We start from the raw sequence: 15,574 nt of genomic DNA on the forward strand, positions 1-15,574 counted from the left end.
CGTGGGTCAGGCGGCCATGCGCGGCAGTTCGATGCGCACGCTCAGCCCGCGCGGCGCGACGTTGCGGGCCGAAATGCGGCCCTTGTGGGCCGCCACGGCGGCGCGCGCGATGCTCAGGCCCAGGCCGGCGCCGCCGTGGGGCGTGCCGGCGACCGGGGTGCTCTGGTAGAACGGTTCGAACAGGTAGGCCAGTTCCTTTTCCGGCACGCCGGGGCCGTTGTCCTCGATTTCCAGGCAGGCTTCGCCGGCGTCGGCCAGCAGGCGTACCTGGATCGTGCCGCCCGACGGCGCGAAACGCAGGGCGTTGCGCAAGACGTTTTCGATGGCGCTGGCCAGGCCGTCGCGGTCGGCGGCGATGCTCAGCGGTGCCGGGCGGTTCCAGTGGATTGCGATATGGCGTTCGCCGGCCTCGAAGCGCGCATCCTGCACCACGTCGTCGACCACTTCAGTCAGATCCAGCGTTTCGGTGGGATGGGGCAGCGCGCCCATGCGCGCCAGCCTCAGGGTGCTGCCGACCAGCGCGTCCAGCCGCTCGCATTCGCGTTCGATGCGGTCCAGTTGCACATCCAGGCGCTCGTCCTTGCGGCGCGCCAGTTCCACGCCCAGGCGCAGCCGCGCCAGCGGCGAGCGCAGTTCGTGGGCAATGTTGCGCAGCAGTTGCTCGCGGGTGTCGACCAGTGCCTGCAGGCGGCCGGCCATGGCGTCGAAATCGCGCGCCAGCAGGCCGAGCTCATCCTTGCGCAGGGACAATGTGTCGGGAGTGCGGGTATCGAGTCGGCCCGCGGCCAGGGCGCGCGCGGCGCCGCGCAATTGGTCCAGCGGCGCGGCCACATGGCGTGTCAGGGCCCAGCAGAACGGCGCCGTCACCGCCAGCGCAAACAGCAGCAGGCCCAGCGCGACCGGCGTCAGGCCCAGCACCTCCCAGTGCGAGGAGTCGAACGGCAGGAACAGCATCAGCAGTTCACTGCGGTCCGGCAGCGCGAGCAATTGTGGGTCCCACCAGGACACGCGCAGCGCGGCCGGATCGGCAGGGACGTCGATGGCGGCGACCAGGCCGGGGTCGGGCGCGGCGCGGAACGCGGCCAGCCAGTCGCCCAGCCGGGTTGGCAACTGGCGGCCCAGGATGTCGCGGTCGCGCGCGTCGACGATGTAGATCTTGAGCGCGGAATAGCGCGCGTCCATGGCTTCGAGCCAGCGGCGCAGGCCGTCTGCGCCTTCGTTGCGCGCGATCTGGGCGGCGTCGCGCGTCAGGTTGCCGGGGTTCAGGCCGTCGAGCGAATCGACGCGGTACCAGGCCACGGTCGCGGTCAGCATCATGCCGCAGACCAGGATGACGGCCATCGCGCCCCAGAAAGTCAGGAAGGCGCGCCAGAAGAGCGAGCGGACAGGCAGCCAGCGCATCAGGCCGCGCCGGCCAGGACGTAACCCCGTCCGCGCAGGTTGCGGATGGCGGGGGCGTCGGCGGCATGGTCGAGCCGCAGCTTCTTGCGCAGGCTGCTGATGTGGGTGTCGATGCTGCGGTCGTAGCGGTCGGCGGCGCGGCCCAGCGCGTACAGGCTGATCTGCTCGCGCGCCACTACCTGGCCCGGGGCCCGCATCAGGATTTCGAGGATGCGTTGCTCGGCGCCAGTCAGCAGAACCGCTTGCGCGCCCAGCCGCGCCCGGCCGCTGGCGGCGTCCAGCGACAGCGCGCCCACGCTCAGTTCCTGTGGGGCGGGTTCAGGCTTTTCCTCGAAGCGGCGCAGCACCGCGCCGATGCGGGCCTTGAGTTCACGCGGGCTGAAAGGCTTGGCAAGGTAGTCGTCAGCACCCAGTTCGAGCCCCAGCACCCGGTCGGTTTCGCCGCCATGGGCGGTGAACATGATGACGGGACGGCGCGAATGGCGGCGCAGATGGCGCAGCAGGTCCAGGCCGTTGCCGTCGGGCAGCATCAGGTCGAGCAGGACCAGATCGAAGCAACCCTGCATTGCCAGCGGCAGACCCTGGGCGCTGTCGTGCGCCAGCGTCAGCGCAAGGTGGCCGGGCTCGAGATACTCGCGCAGCATCAGCGCCAGATCGACGTCATCATCGATCAGCAGGATGCGGCGCGGGGTCATGGAAGGTGGAATCGACATGCGCTTGAATGCGGTGGCCCCGGCAGCATAGCGGCTCGCCAGCGGCCGGAGTGTCAAGAAATGCGAAGAAAGTAAAAGTTGCGGAAAGCGTGTTGCAGTCCCCGGAGGGCCTCAATTCTAATATGAGAATAGTTTTCATTAAAAATTGAAGCGGAACGAGGCTGCGCGCGGGCGTGGCCCTTCCGGGACGGGAGAGTCTGAAATCATGAGCAGCAACGATCTGGCCGCGCGCCGCGCCTTCGGCCCGCGCACACGCCTGGCCGCCGCCCTGTGCGCCGCCGGCTTCGGCATGGGTCCGGCGGCCTGGGCGCAGTCGGCCGCGCCGGCCGACGCCAGGACGCTGGATACCGTGGTGGTCACCGCCAGCGGCTACGAACAGCAGATCCAGGACGCCCCGGCCTCGATCAGCGTGATCACGCGCCAGGATCTCGAAAAGAAGTTCTACCGCGACGTCACCGACGCCCTGGTCGAGGTGCCGGGCGTGATCGTCACCGGCGGCGGCGACCGCCAGGACATCAGTCTGCGCGGCATGGGGCCCAAGTACACGCTGATCCTGATCGACGGCAAGCGCCAGAATTCGCGCGAGACCCGCACCAACTCGGATTCCAGTGGCGTCGAAGGCGGCTGGACACCGCCGATTTCGGCCATCGAGCGCATCGAGGTGGTGCGCGGGCCGATGTCGTCGCTGTATGGTTCCGACGCCATGGGTGGGGTGATCAACATCATCACCCGCAAGGTGCCCAATGAGTGGGTCGGTGAAATCCGCATGGACACCACCATCCAGGAAAGCAGCAAGTCCGGCGACATCTACCAGGGCAACTTCTACCTGGCGGGTCCGATCAAAAATGACTTGCTTGGCCTGCAGATCTACGGCCAGGCGACCCAGCGCGACGAAGACAAGATCGTCGACGGCTACCGCAAGCGCAACGCCACCAATATCACCGCCAAGCTGGCGCTCACGCCCAACCGCGACCACGACATCGTGCTGGAAGCCACGTCCAGCCGCCAGAAGTACGAGAACACCCTGGGCAAGACCGTGGCCCCGCTGGCCCCGGGCGTGGCCTGCCCGCGCACGGGTTGCCCGGCCTCTTCGGAAACCGACTACCGCAGCAACAAGTGGGCCTTGTCGCACACCGGCCGCTGGGGCTGGGGCGTGTCCGACAGCTACGTGCAGCAGGAAGAGTTCGACAACCGCTCGCGCCAGATGAAGATCAAGAACCTCGATCTGCAGACCAGTTGGACGCTGCCGCTGGGTTCGCACATGCTGACGCTGGGCGGCACCTACCTGACGCAGCGCCTGACCGACCGGACCGGCAACCAGTTGGCCGGCGGGCCCAGCAAGGTGGAGCGCTACCAGTGGGCGCTGTTCGCCGAGGACGAATGGCGCCTGGTCGAAAGCTTCGCGTTGACCGGCGGCCTGCGCATGGATCAGGACGAGAACTTCGGCAGCCATTTCAGCCCGCGCCTGTACGGCGTGTGGCACATGGCCGAGCGCTGGACCCTGAAGGGCGGCGTGTCCACCGGTTTCCGCGCGCCCGACCTGCGCCAGACCGTGGCCGGCTGGGGGCAGGTCAGCCGCGGCGGCAACATGTACGGCAACCCCGACCTGACGCCCGAGAAGTCGGTGACCCAGGAAATCGGCCTGCTGTATGACGACGGCGAGGGCGTGAACGCCGGCCTGACCCTGTTCAACAACAACTTCAAGGACAAGATCACCCGCGTTGCGTGCCCGCTGTCGCAATGCACCGACGGCCCCAACCAGTTCGGCTCCAATCCCACCACCTACATGAACGTGGACAAGGCGGTGTCGCGCGGCGTCGAGGCCAACCTGAAGCTGCCGCTGGGCCGCGACTGGTCGCTGACCAGCAGCTACACCTTCACCAAGTCGGAACAGAAGTCCGGCCAGTACCAGGGCCAGCCACTGAACCAGCTGCCCAAGCACCTGTTCACCACCACGGTCAACTGGCAGGCCTCCGACGCGCTCGAAGCGTGGGCCCGCGTCAACTACCGCGGCAAGGAAAGCCAGCCGATCACCGGCCCGTCCTCGACCTCGCTGGTGGCGCCGTCGTACACCTTCGTCGACCTGGGCGGCTCGTATGCCGTGAACAAGAAGGTGTCGGTGTACGCCGGCATCTACAACCTGTTCGACAAGCAGGTCGGCTACGACGACTACGGCTACGTCGAAGACGGCCGCCGTTATTGGCTGGGCGTGGGCGTGAAGTTCTGAGCCCGCGCGCAACAACCGGGACGCGCCGCCGCCTGGCGGCATTCCCGCAACCTGGAGAGACAAGCATGACGATGAAGCAAACCTTGGCAGGGCGCGCCGGCCGCTGGCTGGCGTGTGCCACCACGGCCGTGGCCCTGGGCGCCGCCAGCGCCCCGAGCCTGGCCCAGGACGCGGCCCGGAGCGTGCCGGTCAAGCACGCGCGCGGCGAGACCGCCGTGCCGTCCAACCCGGCCAAGGCCGTGGTGCTGGACCTTGCCGTGCTCGACACCCTGCACGCGCTGGGCGTGGACGTGGCCGGCGTGCCCAGCGCCGCCAAGCTGCCGCCGCAGCTCGCCCAGTACGCCGACAAGCGCTACCTCAAGGTCGGCAGCATGTTCGAGCCCAACTACGAGGTGATCCACGCGGCCCAGCCGCAGGTGATCTTCGTGGCCGGCCGTTCGGCGCCCAAGTACGACGAATTGGCCAAACTGGCGCCCACGGTCGACCTGACGGTTGACGCCAAGGATCTGGTCGGCAGCGTCACGCGCAACACCGAAACGCTGGCCGCCATCTATGGCAAACAGACCCAGGCCAGGGAAAAGCTGGACGCGCTGCGCGCCTCGATCACGGCGCTGCATGGCCAGGCGGGCAAGGCCGGCACCGCGCTGATCGTGCTGACCACTGGCGGCAAGATGAGCGCCTATGGTCCCGGCTCGCGCTTCGGCGTCATTCATGACGCGTTCGGCTTCGCGCCCGCCGCCCAGGACCTGAACGTGTCGAACCACGGCCAGGCGATCTCGTTCGAGTTCATTGCCCAGACCGATCCCGACTGGCTGTTCGTGATCGACCGCGACGCGGCCATCGGCCGCGAAGGCACCTCGGCCCAGCGGATGCTGGACAACGATCTGATCCGCCCCACCAAGGCCTGGAAGCAGCAGCGCGTGGTCTATCTGAACGGCTACAACTGGTACCTGCTGGGCAGTGCGGGCCTGACGGCCATGCAGCAGAACGTGGACGATATCGCCCGCGCGCTGTCGGGCGCCAAGCCGGACGCCAAGTAAGCGCATGGTCCATCGGATGGCGTCGGAGTCGGCCGGGTGAAGCAGGGCGGGATGATGACCGGCTGGGCCGGGCTGGCGGCCCTGTTGCTGCTGTTGCTGTCGTTGTGCGTGGCCAGCGTCAGCCTGGGCGCGGGGTCGTTTTCGTTCGCCGCGCTGGCCGGCGGGCCGGACGCCGAGCGCGCCTGGCGCCTGCTGCTGGTCAGCCGCGTGCCGCGCACGCTGGCCCTGCTGCTGGCCGGCATGGCGCTGGCGGTGGCCGGGCTGATCATGCAGATGCTGGTGCGCAACCGCTACGTCGAGCCGACCACGGCCGGCACGGTCGAGTCGGCCACCCTCGGCATCCTGGTGGTGACGCTGCTGGCGCCGGACACGCCGGTGATCGGCAAGATGCTGACCGCTACCGGCTTCGCGCTGGCGGGCACGCTGCTGTTCCTGGCGCTGCTGCGCCGGGTGCCGCTGCGCACGCCGTTCATCGTGCCGCTGATCGGCCTGATCCTGGGCGGCGTGATCCACGCCGTCACCACCTTCGTTGCCTACCGCTATGACCTGCTGCAGTCGCTGCACGCCTGGACCACCGGCGATTTTTCCGGGGTGCTGCGCGGGCGCTACGAACTGCTGTGGATCGGTTTCGGCCTGGCGGCCGCGGCCTATCTGGCGGCGGACCGCTACACCGTGGCCGGCATGGGCCGCGAGTTCGCCGCCAATCTCGGCCTGAACCACGCGCGCCTGACGCTGGTGGGGCTGCTGATCGTGTCGGCGATTTCCGCCGTGGTGGTGGTCACGGCCGGCGGTATTCCGTTTCTGGGCCTGATCGTGCCGAACGCGGTCAGCCTGATGCTGGGCGACAACATGCGCCGCGCGATTCCGTGGGTGGCGCTGCTGGGCGGCGTGTTCGTGCTGGCCTGCGACATCATCGGCCGGCTGGTGATCCATCCCTACGAGGTGCCGCTGGGCACGGTGGTGGGCGTGGTGGGCAGCGTGCTGTTCCTGTGCCTGTTGCGCCGCCGGGGAGCGCGCCGTGGCTGAATCCGTGTCGCGCCTGTTGCCTTCGCCGCAGGCCTGGCGCCTGGCGCTGCTGGCCGCGGCCGCCTTGCTGTGCGTCGTCGGTTTCATGACGCTGGGCGCCAATGGCCAATGGGCTTTCGTGCTGCCATTCCGGGGCGGCAAGCTGGCGGCGATGCTGCTGGTGGCCTACGCGGTGGCGGTGTCGTCGGTGCTGTTCCAGACCGTGACGCACAACCGCATCCTGACGCCGGCCATCATGGGCTTTGACGCGCTCTACCTGCTGATCCAGTCGCTGGTGGTGTTCGGTTTCGGCCAGGCGGCGGGCGCGGTCAACCATCCGGTGGCGGCCTTCGTGCTGGAAGTGGGCGCGATGACGGTCTTCGCCTGCCTGCTGTTCCGCTGGCTGTTCACCGACGCCGTGCGCAGCCTGCACCTGATGATGCTGGTGGGCATCATCTTCGGACTGCTGTTTCGCAGCCTGTCCAGCTTCGTGGTGCGCCTGATCGACCCGAACGAGTTCCTGGTGCTGCAGGACCGGATGTTCGCCAACTTCAATTCGGTGCGCACCGAACTGCTGCCGATCGCGCTGGCGACGGTGGCTGCGGCGACGCTGCTGGTCTGGCGCATGCGGCGCCGCTATGACGTGCTGGCGCTGGGCCGCGAGATCGCGTTGAACCTCGGCGTGGACTACCGCCGCACCTTGCTGCTGACGCTGGCCGCCATCGCCGTGCTGGTGTCGGTGTCCACCGCGCTGGTGGGGCCGGTGACCTTCTTCGGCCTGCTGGCCAGCAACCTGGCGTACCAGGCGATGGGGTCGGACCGGCACCGCCATACCGTGCCGGCTGCCGTGCTGCTCAGCGTGATTTTCCTGGTGGGTGGGCAGACCCTGCTGGAACGGGTGCTGCAATTGAGCACCACGGTCAGCGTGGTCATCGAATTCGTGGGCGGAGTGATGTTCCTGGCCCTGATCTTGCGCAGGGGACGCCAATGATCGATATCCAGCAAGTCAGCAAGCAATACGGCGACAGCGTGGTCGTGGACCAGGTGTCGCTGGCCTTGCCGGCCGGCGGCGTGACCGCCATCATCGGCCCCAACGGCGCCGGCAAGTCGACGCTGCTGTCGATGATCAGCCGCCTGCTGCCGATGTCCGCCGGCCGCATCCAGGTGGACGGCCTGGACGTGACGCGCGGCGACAGCCGCGAATTGGCGCGGCGCCTGGCCATCCTGCGGCAGGACAACCACCTGCCGCTGCGCCTGACGGTGCGCGACCTGGTGGCGTTCGGGCGCTATCCGCATTCCGGCGGCCGCCTGACACTGGACGACAAGGTCCATATCGACAGGGCCATCGCCTATCTGGACCTGGAGCCGCTGGCCGGTCGCTACCTGGACGAGATGTCCGGCGGCCAGCGCCAGCGCGCGTTCGTGGCGATGGTGCTGTGCCAGGACACGCGCTATGTGCTGCTGGACGAGCCGCTGAACAGCCTCGACATGAAGCACGCCGTGGCCATGATGGGCACGCTGCGGCGCGCGGCCGACGAACTGGGCAAGACCGTGGTGCTGGTGCTGCACGACATCAACTTCGCGTCCAGCTACGCCGACCGCATCGTGGCGATGAAGGCGGGCAGGGTGGCGCATTGCGGCACGCCCGCTGAACTGATCCGCCCCGAGGTGCTGGGCGCCCTGTATGAATTGCCGATCGACGTGCACGAGATCGGCGGCAAGCGCATCTGCGTGTATTACCGCTGACGGTCGTGGTGAGGCGCGCGCAGGCGCGTGCCCCGCTGGCTCGCGGGACGACGCCGGCGCCGGCGCGCGGCGGAAAGTTTCCGGCGACGGAATACGACCGGGCTGGGACATCCGGCCCGCCGCGCGCGCTTCGCACAGACATGCTGAATAACATCTGAATTGGACGCATGTCTTATTTATCGTGGCCCCAAGACAACGTAATGATAAAAGCATTGCGAGTGATTCTCGTTGTCAAGAAAATGGCGGTTTCTTCCATTTCAAACGACTTCGAAAAGACCCGCAGGCCATGCACGTCCTCCGCCCCCTCACCGCCGCCCTGTTCGCCGTGACCCCCTTGGCCGTACACGCCCAGGCCGTCGCGCCCGCCGCCACCTTGCCCGCGATCAGCGTCGTCGGCGCCGATGACACCGCGCAAAGCTACAACCCGCCCGCGTCCACCAGCGCCACCAAGATCGACGCGCCGCTGCGCGACATTCCCCAGACGGTGAATGTGGTGCCGGCGCAGGTGTTGCGCGACCAGCACGCCATGTCGGTGCAGGACGCGCTCAAGAACGTGCCGGGCGTCAGCTTCTCGACCGGCGACGGCCAGCGCGACCAGGTGTCGATACGCGGCTTCACCGCCATCGCCGACCAGTTCGTGGACGGGTTTCGCGACGATGCGCTGTATTTCCGCGACCTGTCCAACGTCGAGCGCATCGATGTCATCAAGGGCCCGGCGGCGGTGCTGTATGGCCGCGGCTCGTCGGGCGGCCTGATCAACCGCGTCACCAAGAAGCCGGGCGAGGATATCTCGCAGATCGGCCTGAGCTACGGCTCGTGGAACGACCGCCGGCTCGATCTGGACGTCGGCCGCGCCAATGAAAGCGGTAGCATGGCCTGGCGCCTGACCGGCGCCGTGGAAAAGGGCGACAGCTACCGCGACAAGCAGTTCATCGACCGCAAGGCGATCGCGCCGTCGGCCCAGTTCAAGCTGGGCGACAATACCACCTTCCTGTTGCAGACCGAATTCCTGGAAGACCGCCGCCTGACCGATTTCGGCATTCCTGCCTACCGTGGCCGTCCGGTCGACGTGGACCCGTCGACCTACTACGGCGCCGAGAACGCGCGCGATACCGACTACACCCAGACCCGGGTGCAGTCCTATGCCGGTACGCTGACGCACCGTTTCAATGACAATTGGTCGCTGCGCAACGCCACCCGCTACTACCACTACACGCTCAACCGCAACAACACCCTGCCGGGCTCGGTCAACGAAGCGGCGCAGACCGTTTCGCTGACGCATGGCAATGTGCTGCGCAACGAGCACGGCTGGACCAACCAGACCGAGCTGATGCAGCGCGCGCAGTGGGGCTCGGTGCGCCACGACATCCTCTACGGTGTCGAGGTGGGCCAGCAGAACAAGGACCTGGTGAGCTATTCCAACCCCAACGTGGCGGTGGTCAATCTGTTCGATCCGCAATTGCCGACGCTGCGGCGGCAGGCCGTGGGCGCGCCCGGCTCCAACAACCTGGGCCGCTTCAATACGCTCGGCCTGTACGTGCAGGACATGGTGTCGCTGGGCGAGCACTGGAAAGTGCTGGGCGGGGTGCGCCACGATCGTTTCGAGCAACGGACCGAGGACCGCCGCAGCGGACAGAGCCTGTCGCGCACCGATTCCAACTTCAGCCCGCGCCTGGGCCTGGTTTTCCAGCCCGACAGCGTGCAGTCGTACTACGTGTCGTGGAGCCGCTCCTACCAACCTTCGGGGGAAGCGTTCTCGGTGGCGGCCAACAACGTTGACCTGGCGCCGGAAAAGACCACCAACTACGAAGTCGGCGCCAAGTACGATTTCCTCGACGGCAAGCTCTCGACCACAGTGTCGGTATTCCGCCTGGAGCGCACCGATATCAAGGTCACCAACCCGGTCACCAACACCCTGGTGCCGGTGGGCACGCAGCGCACCGATGGCGCCGAGTGGACCCTGTCGGGCGACCTGTCCAACGGCTGGCGCGCGATGCTGGGCTATGCCTACCTGGATGCGCGCGTGACCCGGTCGGTGGCCCGCGATGCCGGGCAGGATGTGCAAGGCAAGCGCGCCACGCTGACGCCGCGCCATGCCGGCAATGTCTGGATCACCAAGGACCTGGGCGATGGTTTTGGCGTTGGCGCCGGCCTGAACCTGGTGGGCGCGCGTTTCGCCAACCCGGGCAATACGGTCAAGCTGCCGGGCTACGTCACCGCCGACGCCGCCGCCTGGTGGCGCCAGGGGCCGTACTCGGTGCAGTTGAACGTCTACAACCTGTTCGATGCCGGCTACATCGTGTCGGCGCATGGCAGCAGCCCCAACCTGAACATGCCGGGGGCGCCGCGCAATGCGATGCTGAGCCTGCAGTACCGCATGTAGGGGCAGTTCGTGCGCGCCCCGGTCCGGCGGCGTGCGCAGGGCGGGTCAGCGCAGCGGCGATTCGGCCGTCAGGCTGTCCGTTTCCAGCGCCGCCAACGCGTCCAGGAAGCGCCACGCGAAGGAGCCGGGGCCTTGCGCCTGCGCGCCGGCGCGGCGGCCGGCGATACCGAAGCAGGACAGCGCCGCCACGGCCGCCGTGTAGGCGTCATCGCGCGCCACCGCCGCGAACGCGCCGACCGCCGCCGTCAGCGCGCAGCCGGTGGCGGTCACTTGCGGCATCAGCGGCGATCCGCCGGTCACGCGCACCTCGCGCTCGCCGTCTGTCAGGTAGTCCATTTCGCCGGTCACCGCCACTACCGTGGCATGGGTGCGGGCCAGCTCGCACGCCGCCTGCTCGGCCTGCTGCACCGGATCGCGCGCATCCACGCCCTTGCCGGCGCTCTTGCCGCCGGCAAGGGCGATGATCTCCGACGCGTTGCCGCGGATCACGGCAGGCCGCAGCTCCAGCAGGCGCCGCACCGCGTCGCGGCGGAACGCGGTGGCGTGGTGCGCCACCGGGTCCAGCACCCAGGGCGTACCCGCCTGGTTGGCGGCGGCGGCTGTCCGCAGCATGCTGTCCAGCCAGGGGGCCGAGAGCGTGCCGATATTGATCACCACCGCGCCGCTGAGGGCGGCGAATTCCGGCGCTTCTTCCACGGCGTGCACCATCGCCGGCGAGGCGCCGATGGCCAGCAGCGTGTTGGCGGCGGTGTTCATCGACACGAAATTGGTCAGGCACTGCACCAGCGGCGCGTCGCGCCGCACGGCGGCGTACAGGTCGCGCGAGGCCAGCGCCAGGGCGGAAAGGGAAGGGGCGGAAGCAGCCATGCCGATAGGTCCTTGCAAGGGGACAACTGGCGGGGCAAGGCGTCATGGAGCGGCGGCAGGAGCCGGCGGGATGCGCACCTTCCCTACGCCAGCATTGTCTGGATCAGGTTCGACGGGTCTCGCGCGCCGCGTGCCGTGCAACAGGCGCGGCCGCCATCGGAATCTCAGCTTCTTGCCGAAGCTCCCCGGGTGGATGGGGCTATGTTCGGAGGCGCAAGGGGGGCTTGTCAAGCCGGACAGGCCGGCGTTTCTGGAATCATGGCGGGCCGCGGCTTCGAGGGCTGCGTCATCCGGTACGACGGTGTGCCGCTGGAACGCGGCTTCTACGGCCGCGCCAGCATTCGCTCGGGCGGCAGCGCCATGCATGACCGCGTCGAGGTGCTGCGCGGCGCTGCCGGTCTGCCGCAAGGCGCCGGCTCGCCGGGCGGCGCGGTGAATCGGGTGCGCAAGCGCCCGCTGGCCGCGCGCGGCGTTCCTGCGTACACTGGCGCCATGCTACGCATCGATAACCTCACCAAGCGCTACGGCGACCATCTGGTCTTTCAGGGGCTGACGCACACCTTCGGCCCAGGTTGCGTGGCGTTGTGCGAAGAGGAAAGCACGGGCAAATCCAGCCTGCTCGGCATCATCGCGGGCGCCCTCGCGCCGGATGGCGGCGAGGTCTGGATCGACGGCCATTCACTGGCGCAGGCACCACCGCAGGCCAAGGCGCGGCTGGCCCATGTGCCCGACAACTGTCTGGATTTGCCGGCGCTGACCGGCCGTGAATTGCTGACGCGGATCGCCGCGCAAAAGCAGGTCGCGGTCGACGGCGCCATACTCGATCTGGCCGCCCGGCTGGGCCTGGAGCCGCACCTGGACAAGCGCTTCGAGCAAATGTCCACGGGCACGCGCCGCAAGGTTTACCTGACCGCGGCGGCCCTGGGCGACCCGGCCGTGGTTGTCGCCGATGGCCCCAGCAACGGGCTCGATACGCCGGCGCGGCGCGAGCTGGCCGAACTGTTCAAGGCCTGGGGCCGAGATCGAGTGGTGCTGTTCGCCAGCCACGATCCCGAGCTGGTGCGGGCCTGCGGAGCGACCGTGGTCGAAGTCGCGGCGTTGCGCTAGCGGGCGCGACAGCCGGCCGTTGCGCGCGGTGGCCGACGCGAGCCGGCCTGTTTACTTGCCGCCCGTGACATCGACGAAGGTTCCCGTGACGTACGAGGCTTCGGCGCCCGCCAGCCACAGAATGGCCCGCGCCACTTCCTCGGGCTGTCCACCCCGGCCCATGGGCACGGTGTCCTTGATGCGGTCGACCCGTCCCGGCTCGCCGCCATCGGCATGCATTTCGGTATAGATGTGGCCCGGGCGCACGCAGTTGACCCGGATGCCCTCGCGCGCCACTTCCTTCGAAAAGCCGATGGTGAAGCTTTCGAGCGCGCCCTTCGAGGCGGCGTAGTCCACGTATTCGTTGGGGCTGCCGAGCCGCGCCGCGCCGGACGAGACATTGACGATGGCGCCGCCCTGGCCGCCGTGGCGCTGTGACATGCGCCGCGCCGCTTGTTGCGCGCACAGCATCGGGCCGATGGAGTTGACAGCGAAGATGCGCTGTATGCGCGCGAAGTCCAGATCTTCCAGGCGCGATTGCCGCGCGATGATGGCGGCGTTGTTGACCAGCACGTCGAGACGGCCGAATTCGCGGTCGACAGCGTCGAACAGGCTGACGACCTGTTCAGGGTCGGCGCTGTCGGCGCGCACCGCAAGGGCGCGACGCCCCTGAGCCTGGACATCGGCCACCACGGCGCGGGCCGCGGCGTCGTTCGAGGCGTAGCTGACCGCCACGTCGTAACCCTGCGCGGCGGCCAGCCGAGCGGTCGCGGCGCCGACCCCGCGGCCACCGCCGGTAATCAGAATGACGGGAGCGTTGGAAGCGCTGGTCATGGGAAGTCTCCAGGAAGGAATTCGACATCGGGGAGGGCGAGGCCGGCGGCGCGAGCCGCGCCGGTGACTATACCGCCCGGCGCCCCGGGCTTCCAGCCGGGGCCTTTTCGGGAGCGCTTGATCGATGCCTTGCAGTACGCCAGCGGCATCGCTCTGCCGCAAGCCGGCGGCTTCTTCACGCCGCCGGCATGTCCGGCGGCGCGTCGCCGCCTTGGGCCATGCCGGCGCGCAGGGCGCCAAGCGCGGCGGCAACGTCGTCCAGCACGGGGCGCCAAGCCCGCGCCGCCGGTTGACGGAACAAGCGCAGCGACGGATACCAGGGAGTGTCGGCGCGGTCCTGCAGCCAGCGCCAGTCCGGCACGAACGGCAACAGCGCCCAGGCCGGACAGCCCAGCGCGCCGGCCAGGTGCAACGGCGAGGAATCCACCGACACCAGCACGTCCAATAGCGTCACGATGGCCGCGGTGTCGTCGAAGTCGCGGATTTCCTGGCTCAACGACACCATGGCCATGCCTGGCACGGGCGTGGCGGCCTGGGCCGCCGCGTCGCCTTGCTGCAGGCCGAGGAAGGTGATGCCGGGCTGCGCCAGTGGCGCCAGATCGGCCAGGGCCAGCGAGCGCAGCGCGTCGTTGGGATGGGTGGGACGCCCAGCCCAGACCAACCCGACCAGCGGGCGCGGCAGCCGCGCCAGCCGCGCCCGCCAGTGCGCCACGCGCACCGGGTCGGGGCGTAGATAGGCCGTGTTCGCGGGCAAGTCGGCAAGCCGCAGGCCCAACGCCTGCGGCAGACTCATCAGCTCGCAGTGGTAATCGAACGCCGGGGGCACGGTCCCGGCGATGATGATCTGGTCGAAGCCGCCGCCCCGCCGCGCCAGGGCATGGCACGCCTCTTTGACTTCCAGGATGATGTGAGCGCCGCTGCGCGCGCGCGCCAGCGTCAGCAATTGCAGGAACTGGAAGGTGTCGCCATATCCCTGTTCGTCATGGATCAACAGGGTCTGGCCGGCAATGGGCCGGCCGTCCCAGCGTGGCCGCTGCACATGGCGCGCCAGCATTGCCGTATGCGCCAAGTGGTAGCGGAAGCGGTATTCGCGCCAGCCGCTGGCGAAATCCCCTTGCGCCAGCAGCACCTCGGCCAGGTCGAAGCGTGCCCCCGCATCGACCGGATCGGCGCGTACGATGTGCTCCAGGGCTGCGCGCGTCTCGTGCAGTTTTCCCTGGCGCCGCAAGGCCCGCGCAAGCAGCCGCCATAGCGTCACCGGCGGTCGGTCATGTTGCAGCGCCTGGCGCAGCAGCGCTTCGGCCTGCGCATGGTGGCCGTCGCGCAACAGGGCCTCGGCCTGGGTCTGGATGTGTTCGTGGTCGGGGGCGAAGGCGGGCGCGGTCGCCTCGTCTTCGGCGGCGGCCTGGCCATGGGCGCGCGTCAGGTTGGCGAGATTCAGATGCGCATTCGGTGTCAGCGGATCGATTTCGATGGCGCGCTGGATCGCGGCCAGTGCCTCCTGGTGCAGGCCCGCATCGCTCAATGCGACCGAGTAGTTGCTCAGGGCCTGCGCGTAGTCCGGATCGAGCGCCAGCGCGCGGCGATAATGCGCCAGGGCCTGTTGCGTGTCCCCCAGGCGCTTGCAGGTATTGCCAAGGTTGTTGTGCGCCTGAGGGCTGTCCGGCAGCAGTGCGGCAACCCGCAGCAGGCATTCGAGGCTGTCTGTCAGTTGGCCCTTTTCCTGTAGAACGATGCCCAGATTGTTCCAGGCCTCGGCCAAGGCGGGATCGATTGCCAGCGCGCGCCGCGCCGCTACTTCGGCTTCGTCCAGCAAGCCTTGCTGGCGGCATATTTCCGCCAGGTTGCTGCAATACGCGGCGGGGGCGGCTGGAGCCCGGCAAGCCACGCGCAGATGCGCCAGGGCCAGGTCCGCGTGGCCGTATGCGTGTGCGATCAGGCCAAGCAGGTGGCGCGCATGCGGTTGTTCCGGCTGCGCCGCCAATACCCGTAGGCAGAGATGTTCGGCTTGCGGGGCCTGGCCCGCGCTCCAGTGTGCGTAGGCCTGCGCGATATCTGCGTCAAGGCGCGCGTATTGGTCGGCAAGAGACGAGGTCTGGTGGCCCAAGCGGGTGGCTTCCGTAAGTCATTGCAGGCGGCAAAGCCGATATTATCCCCGCGATGTGCCGGAATTGGCCACTGATCGGCCGTTGGCATTGCCGCGGTGTCCGCTTGGACGCCATCGCTGGCCTGTGACGGCCATCGTTGAACCTGCCGGGCGGCGCGCACGGCC

12 protein-coding genes, 1 pseudogene and 1 riboswitch are annotated in these 15,574 nt (G+C 68.5%); of the genes and pseudogenes, 8 read left to right on the plus strand and 5 right to left on the minus strand.

The window, feature by feature from the left end; translation table 11 throughout:
* Nucleotides 1-6: 6 nt before the first annotated feature.
* Both AC6LKG_RS01175 and AC6LKG_RS01180 read right to left on the minus strand, forming a co-directional pair.
* Entirely contained in the window at nt 7-1,401 is a 1,395-nt protein-coding gene (locus AC6LKG_RS01175; protein ID WP_498162080.1) for a sensor histidine kinase, read from the minus strand.
* Entirely contained in the window at nt 1,401-2,096 is a 696-nt protein-coding gene (locus tag AC6LKG_RS01180; RefSeq protein WP_498162136.1) for a response regulator, read from the minus strand. Before AC6LKG_RS01180 ends, AC6LKG_RS01175 begins: the two co-directional genes overlap by 1 nt.
* 223 nt (nt 2,097-2,319) lie before the next feature.
* Between AC6LKG_RS01180 and AC6LKG_RS01185 the strand changes: the two genes are divergently transcribed.
* The 6 genes from AC6LKG_RS01185 (at nt 2,320) to AC6LKG_RS01210 (ending at nt 10,515) form a co-directional block, all read left to right on the plus strand.
* Nucleotides 2,320-4,341: a ligand-gated channel protein gene (locus AC6LKG_RS01185; protein WP_498162082.1), complete on the plus strand. Its 2,022-nt coding sequence runs from the start codon at nt 2,320-2,322 to the stop codon at nt 4,339-4,341.
* A gap of 65 nt (nt 4,342-4,406) precedes the next feature.
* Entirely contained in the window at nt 4,407-5,381 is a 975-nt protein-coding gene (locus AC6LKG_RS01190) for a siderophore ABC transporter substrate-binding protein (protein ID WP_498162083.1), read from the plus strand.
* Between the two features lie 54 nt (nt 5,382-5,435).
* Nucleotides 5,436-6,407 (plus strand): ABC transporter permease, encoded by a 972-nt coding sequence (locus AC6LKG_RS01195; RefSeq protein WP_498162137.1) that lies wholly within the window; start codon nt 5,436-5,438, stop codon nt 6,405-6,407.
* Nucleotides 6,400-7,377, plus strand: a complete 978-nt coding sequence (locus AC6LKG_RS01200; protein WP_498162084.1) for an iron chelate uptake ABC transporter family permease subunit — start codon at nt 6,400-6,402, stop codon at nt 7,375-7,377. Before AC6LKG_RS01195 ends, AC6LKG_RS01200 begins: the two co-directional genes overlap by 8 nt.
* A complete protein-coding gene (locus AC6LKG_RS01205; protein WP_063581419.1) occupies nt 7,374-8,132 on the plus strand; it encodes an iron ABC transporter ATP-binding protein in 759 nt (252 codons plus the stop codon). Before AC6LKG_RS01200 ends, AC6LKG_RS01205 begins: the two co-directional genes overlap by 4 nt.
* A gap of 286 nt (nt 8,133-8,418) precedes the next feature.
* Nucleotides 8,419-10,515, plus strand: coding sequence for a TonB-dependent receptor (locus tag AC6LKG_RS01210; protein ID WP_498162085.1), 2,097 nt, complete (start codon nt 8,419-8,421; stop codon nt 10,513-10,515).
* A 45-nt stretch (nt 10,516-10,560) separates the two neighbouring features.
* Here the strand turns inward: AC6LKG_RS01210 and thiM are convergent, their stop codons facing one another.
* Nucleotides 10,561-11,382: a hydroxyethylthiazole kinase gene (gene thiM / locus AC6LKG_RS01215; RefSeq protein WP_498162086.1), complete on the minus strand. Its 822-nt coding sequence runs from the start codon at nt 11,380-11,382 to the stop codon at nt 10,561-10,563.
* Between the two features lie 62 nt (nt 11,383-11,444).
* Nucleotides 11,445-11,580, minus strand: a riboswitch (TPP riboswitch).
* Nucleotides 11,581-11,583: 3 nt separating this feature from the next.
* Here thiM and AC6LKG_RS01220 point away from each other — a divergent pair.
* Nucleotides 11,584-11,802, plus strand: a pseudogene (locus AC6LKG_RS01220) (TonB-dependent receptor plug domain-containing protein); the annotation flags it as partial.
* Nucleotides 11,803-11,874: 72 nt separating this feature from the next.
* Complete coding sequence (locus AC6LKG_RS01225; protein WP_498162139.1) at nt 11,875-12,489, plus strand: ABC transporter ATP-binding protein; 615 nt, start codon at nt 11,875-11,877, stop codon at nt 12,487-12,489.
* 51 nt (nt 12,490-12,540) lie between these two features.
* Here AC6LKG_RS01225 and AC6LKG_RS01230 read toward each other — a convergent pair whose 3' ends face one another.
* Together AC6LKG_RS01230 and AC6LKG_RS01235 are read right to left on the minus strand one after the other, a co-directional pair.
* Nucleotides 12,541-13,302 (minus strand): SDR family oxidoreductase, encoded by a 762-nt coding sequence (locus AC6LKG_RS01230; RefSeq protein WP_498162088.1) that lies wholly within the window; start codon nt 13,300-13,302, stop codon nt 12,541-12,543.
* 175 nt (nt 13,303-13,477) lie between these two features.
* Entirely contained in the window at nt 13,478-15,409 is a 1,932-nt protein-coding gene (locus AC6LKG_RS01235; RefSeq protein WP_498162089.1) for a tetratricopeptide repeat protein, read from the minus strand.
* Nucleotides 15,410-15,574: the final 165 nt, after the last annotated feature.

Source organism: Achromobacter sp. 46006 (genome assembly GCF_059761975.1).

Excerpts from the sequence above, each read along its gene's own strand:
- AC6LKG_RS01205 (WP_063581419.1), top strand. The coding sequence starts at position 7,374 with ATGATCGATATCCAGCAAGTCAGCAAGCAATACGGCGACAGCGTGGTC.
- AC6LKG_RS01210 (WP_498162085.1), top strand. The coding sequence starts at position 8,419 with ATGCACGTCCTCCGCCCCCTCACCGCCGCCCTGTTCGCCGTGACCCCC.
- thiM (WP_498162086.1), bottom strand. The coding sequence starts at position 11,382 with ATGGCTGCTTCCGCCCCTTCCCTTTCCGCCCTGGCGCTGGCCTCGCGC.
- AC6LKG_RS01185 (WP_498162082.1), top strand. The coding sequence starts at position 2,320 with ATGAGCAGCAACGATCTGGCCGCGCGCCGCGCCTTCGGCCCGCGCACA.
- AC6LKG_RS01225 (WP_498162139.1), top strand. The coding sequence starts at position 11,875 with ATGCTACGCATCGATAACCTCACCAAGCGCTACGGCGACCATCTGGTC.
- AC6LKG_RS01180 (WP_498162136.1), bottom strand. The coding sequence starts at position 2,096 with ATGACCCCGCGCCGCATCCTGCTGATCGATGATGACGTCGATCTGGCG.
- AC6LKG_RS01175 (WP_498162080.1), bottom strand. The coding sequence starts at position 1,401 with ATGCGCTGGCTGCCTGTCCGCTCGCTCTTCTGGCGCGCCTTCCTGACT.
- AC6LKG_RS01230 (WP_498162088.1), bottom strand. The coding sequence starts at position 13,302 with ATGACCAGCGCTTCCAACGCTCCCGTCATTCTGATTACCGGCGGTGGC.
- AC6LKG_RS01190 (WP_498162083.1), top strand. The coding sequence starts at position 4,407 with ATGACGATGAAGCAAACCTTGGCAGGGCGCGCCGGCCGCTGGCTGGCG.
- AC6LKG_RS01195 (WP_498162137.1), top strand. The coding sequence starts at position 5,436 with ATGACCGGCTGGGCCGGGCTGGCGGCCCTGTTGCTGCTGTTGCTGTCG.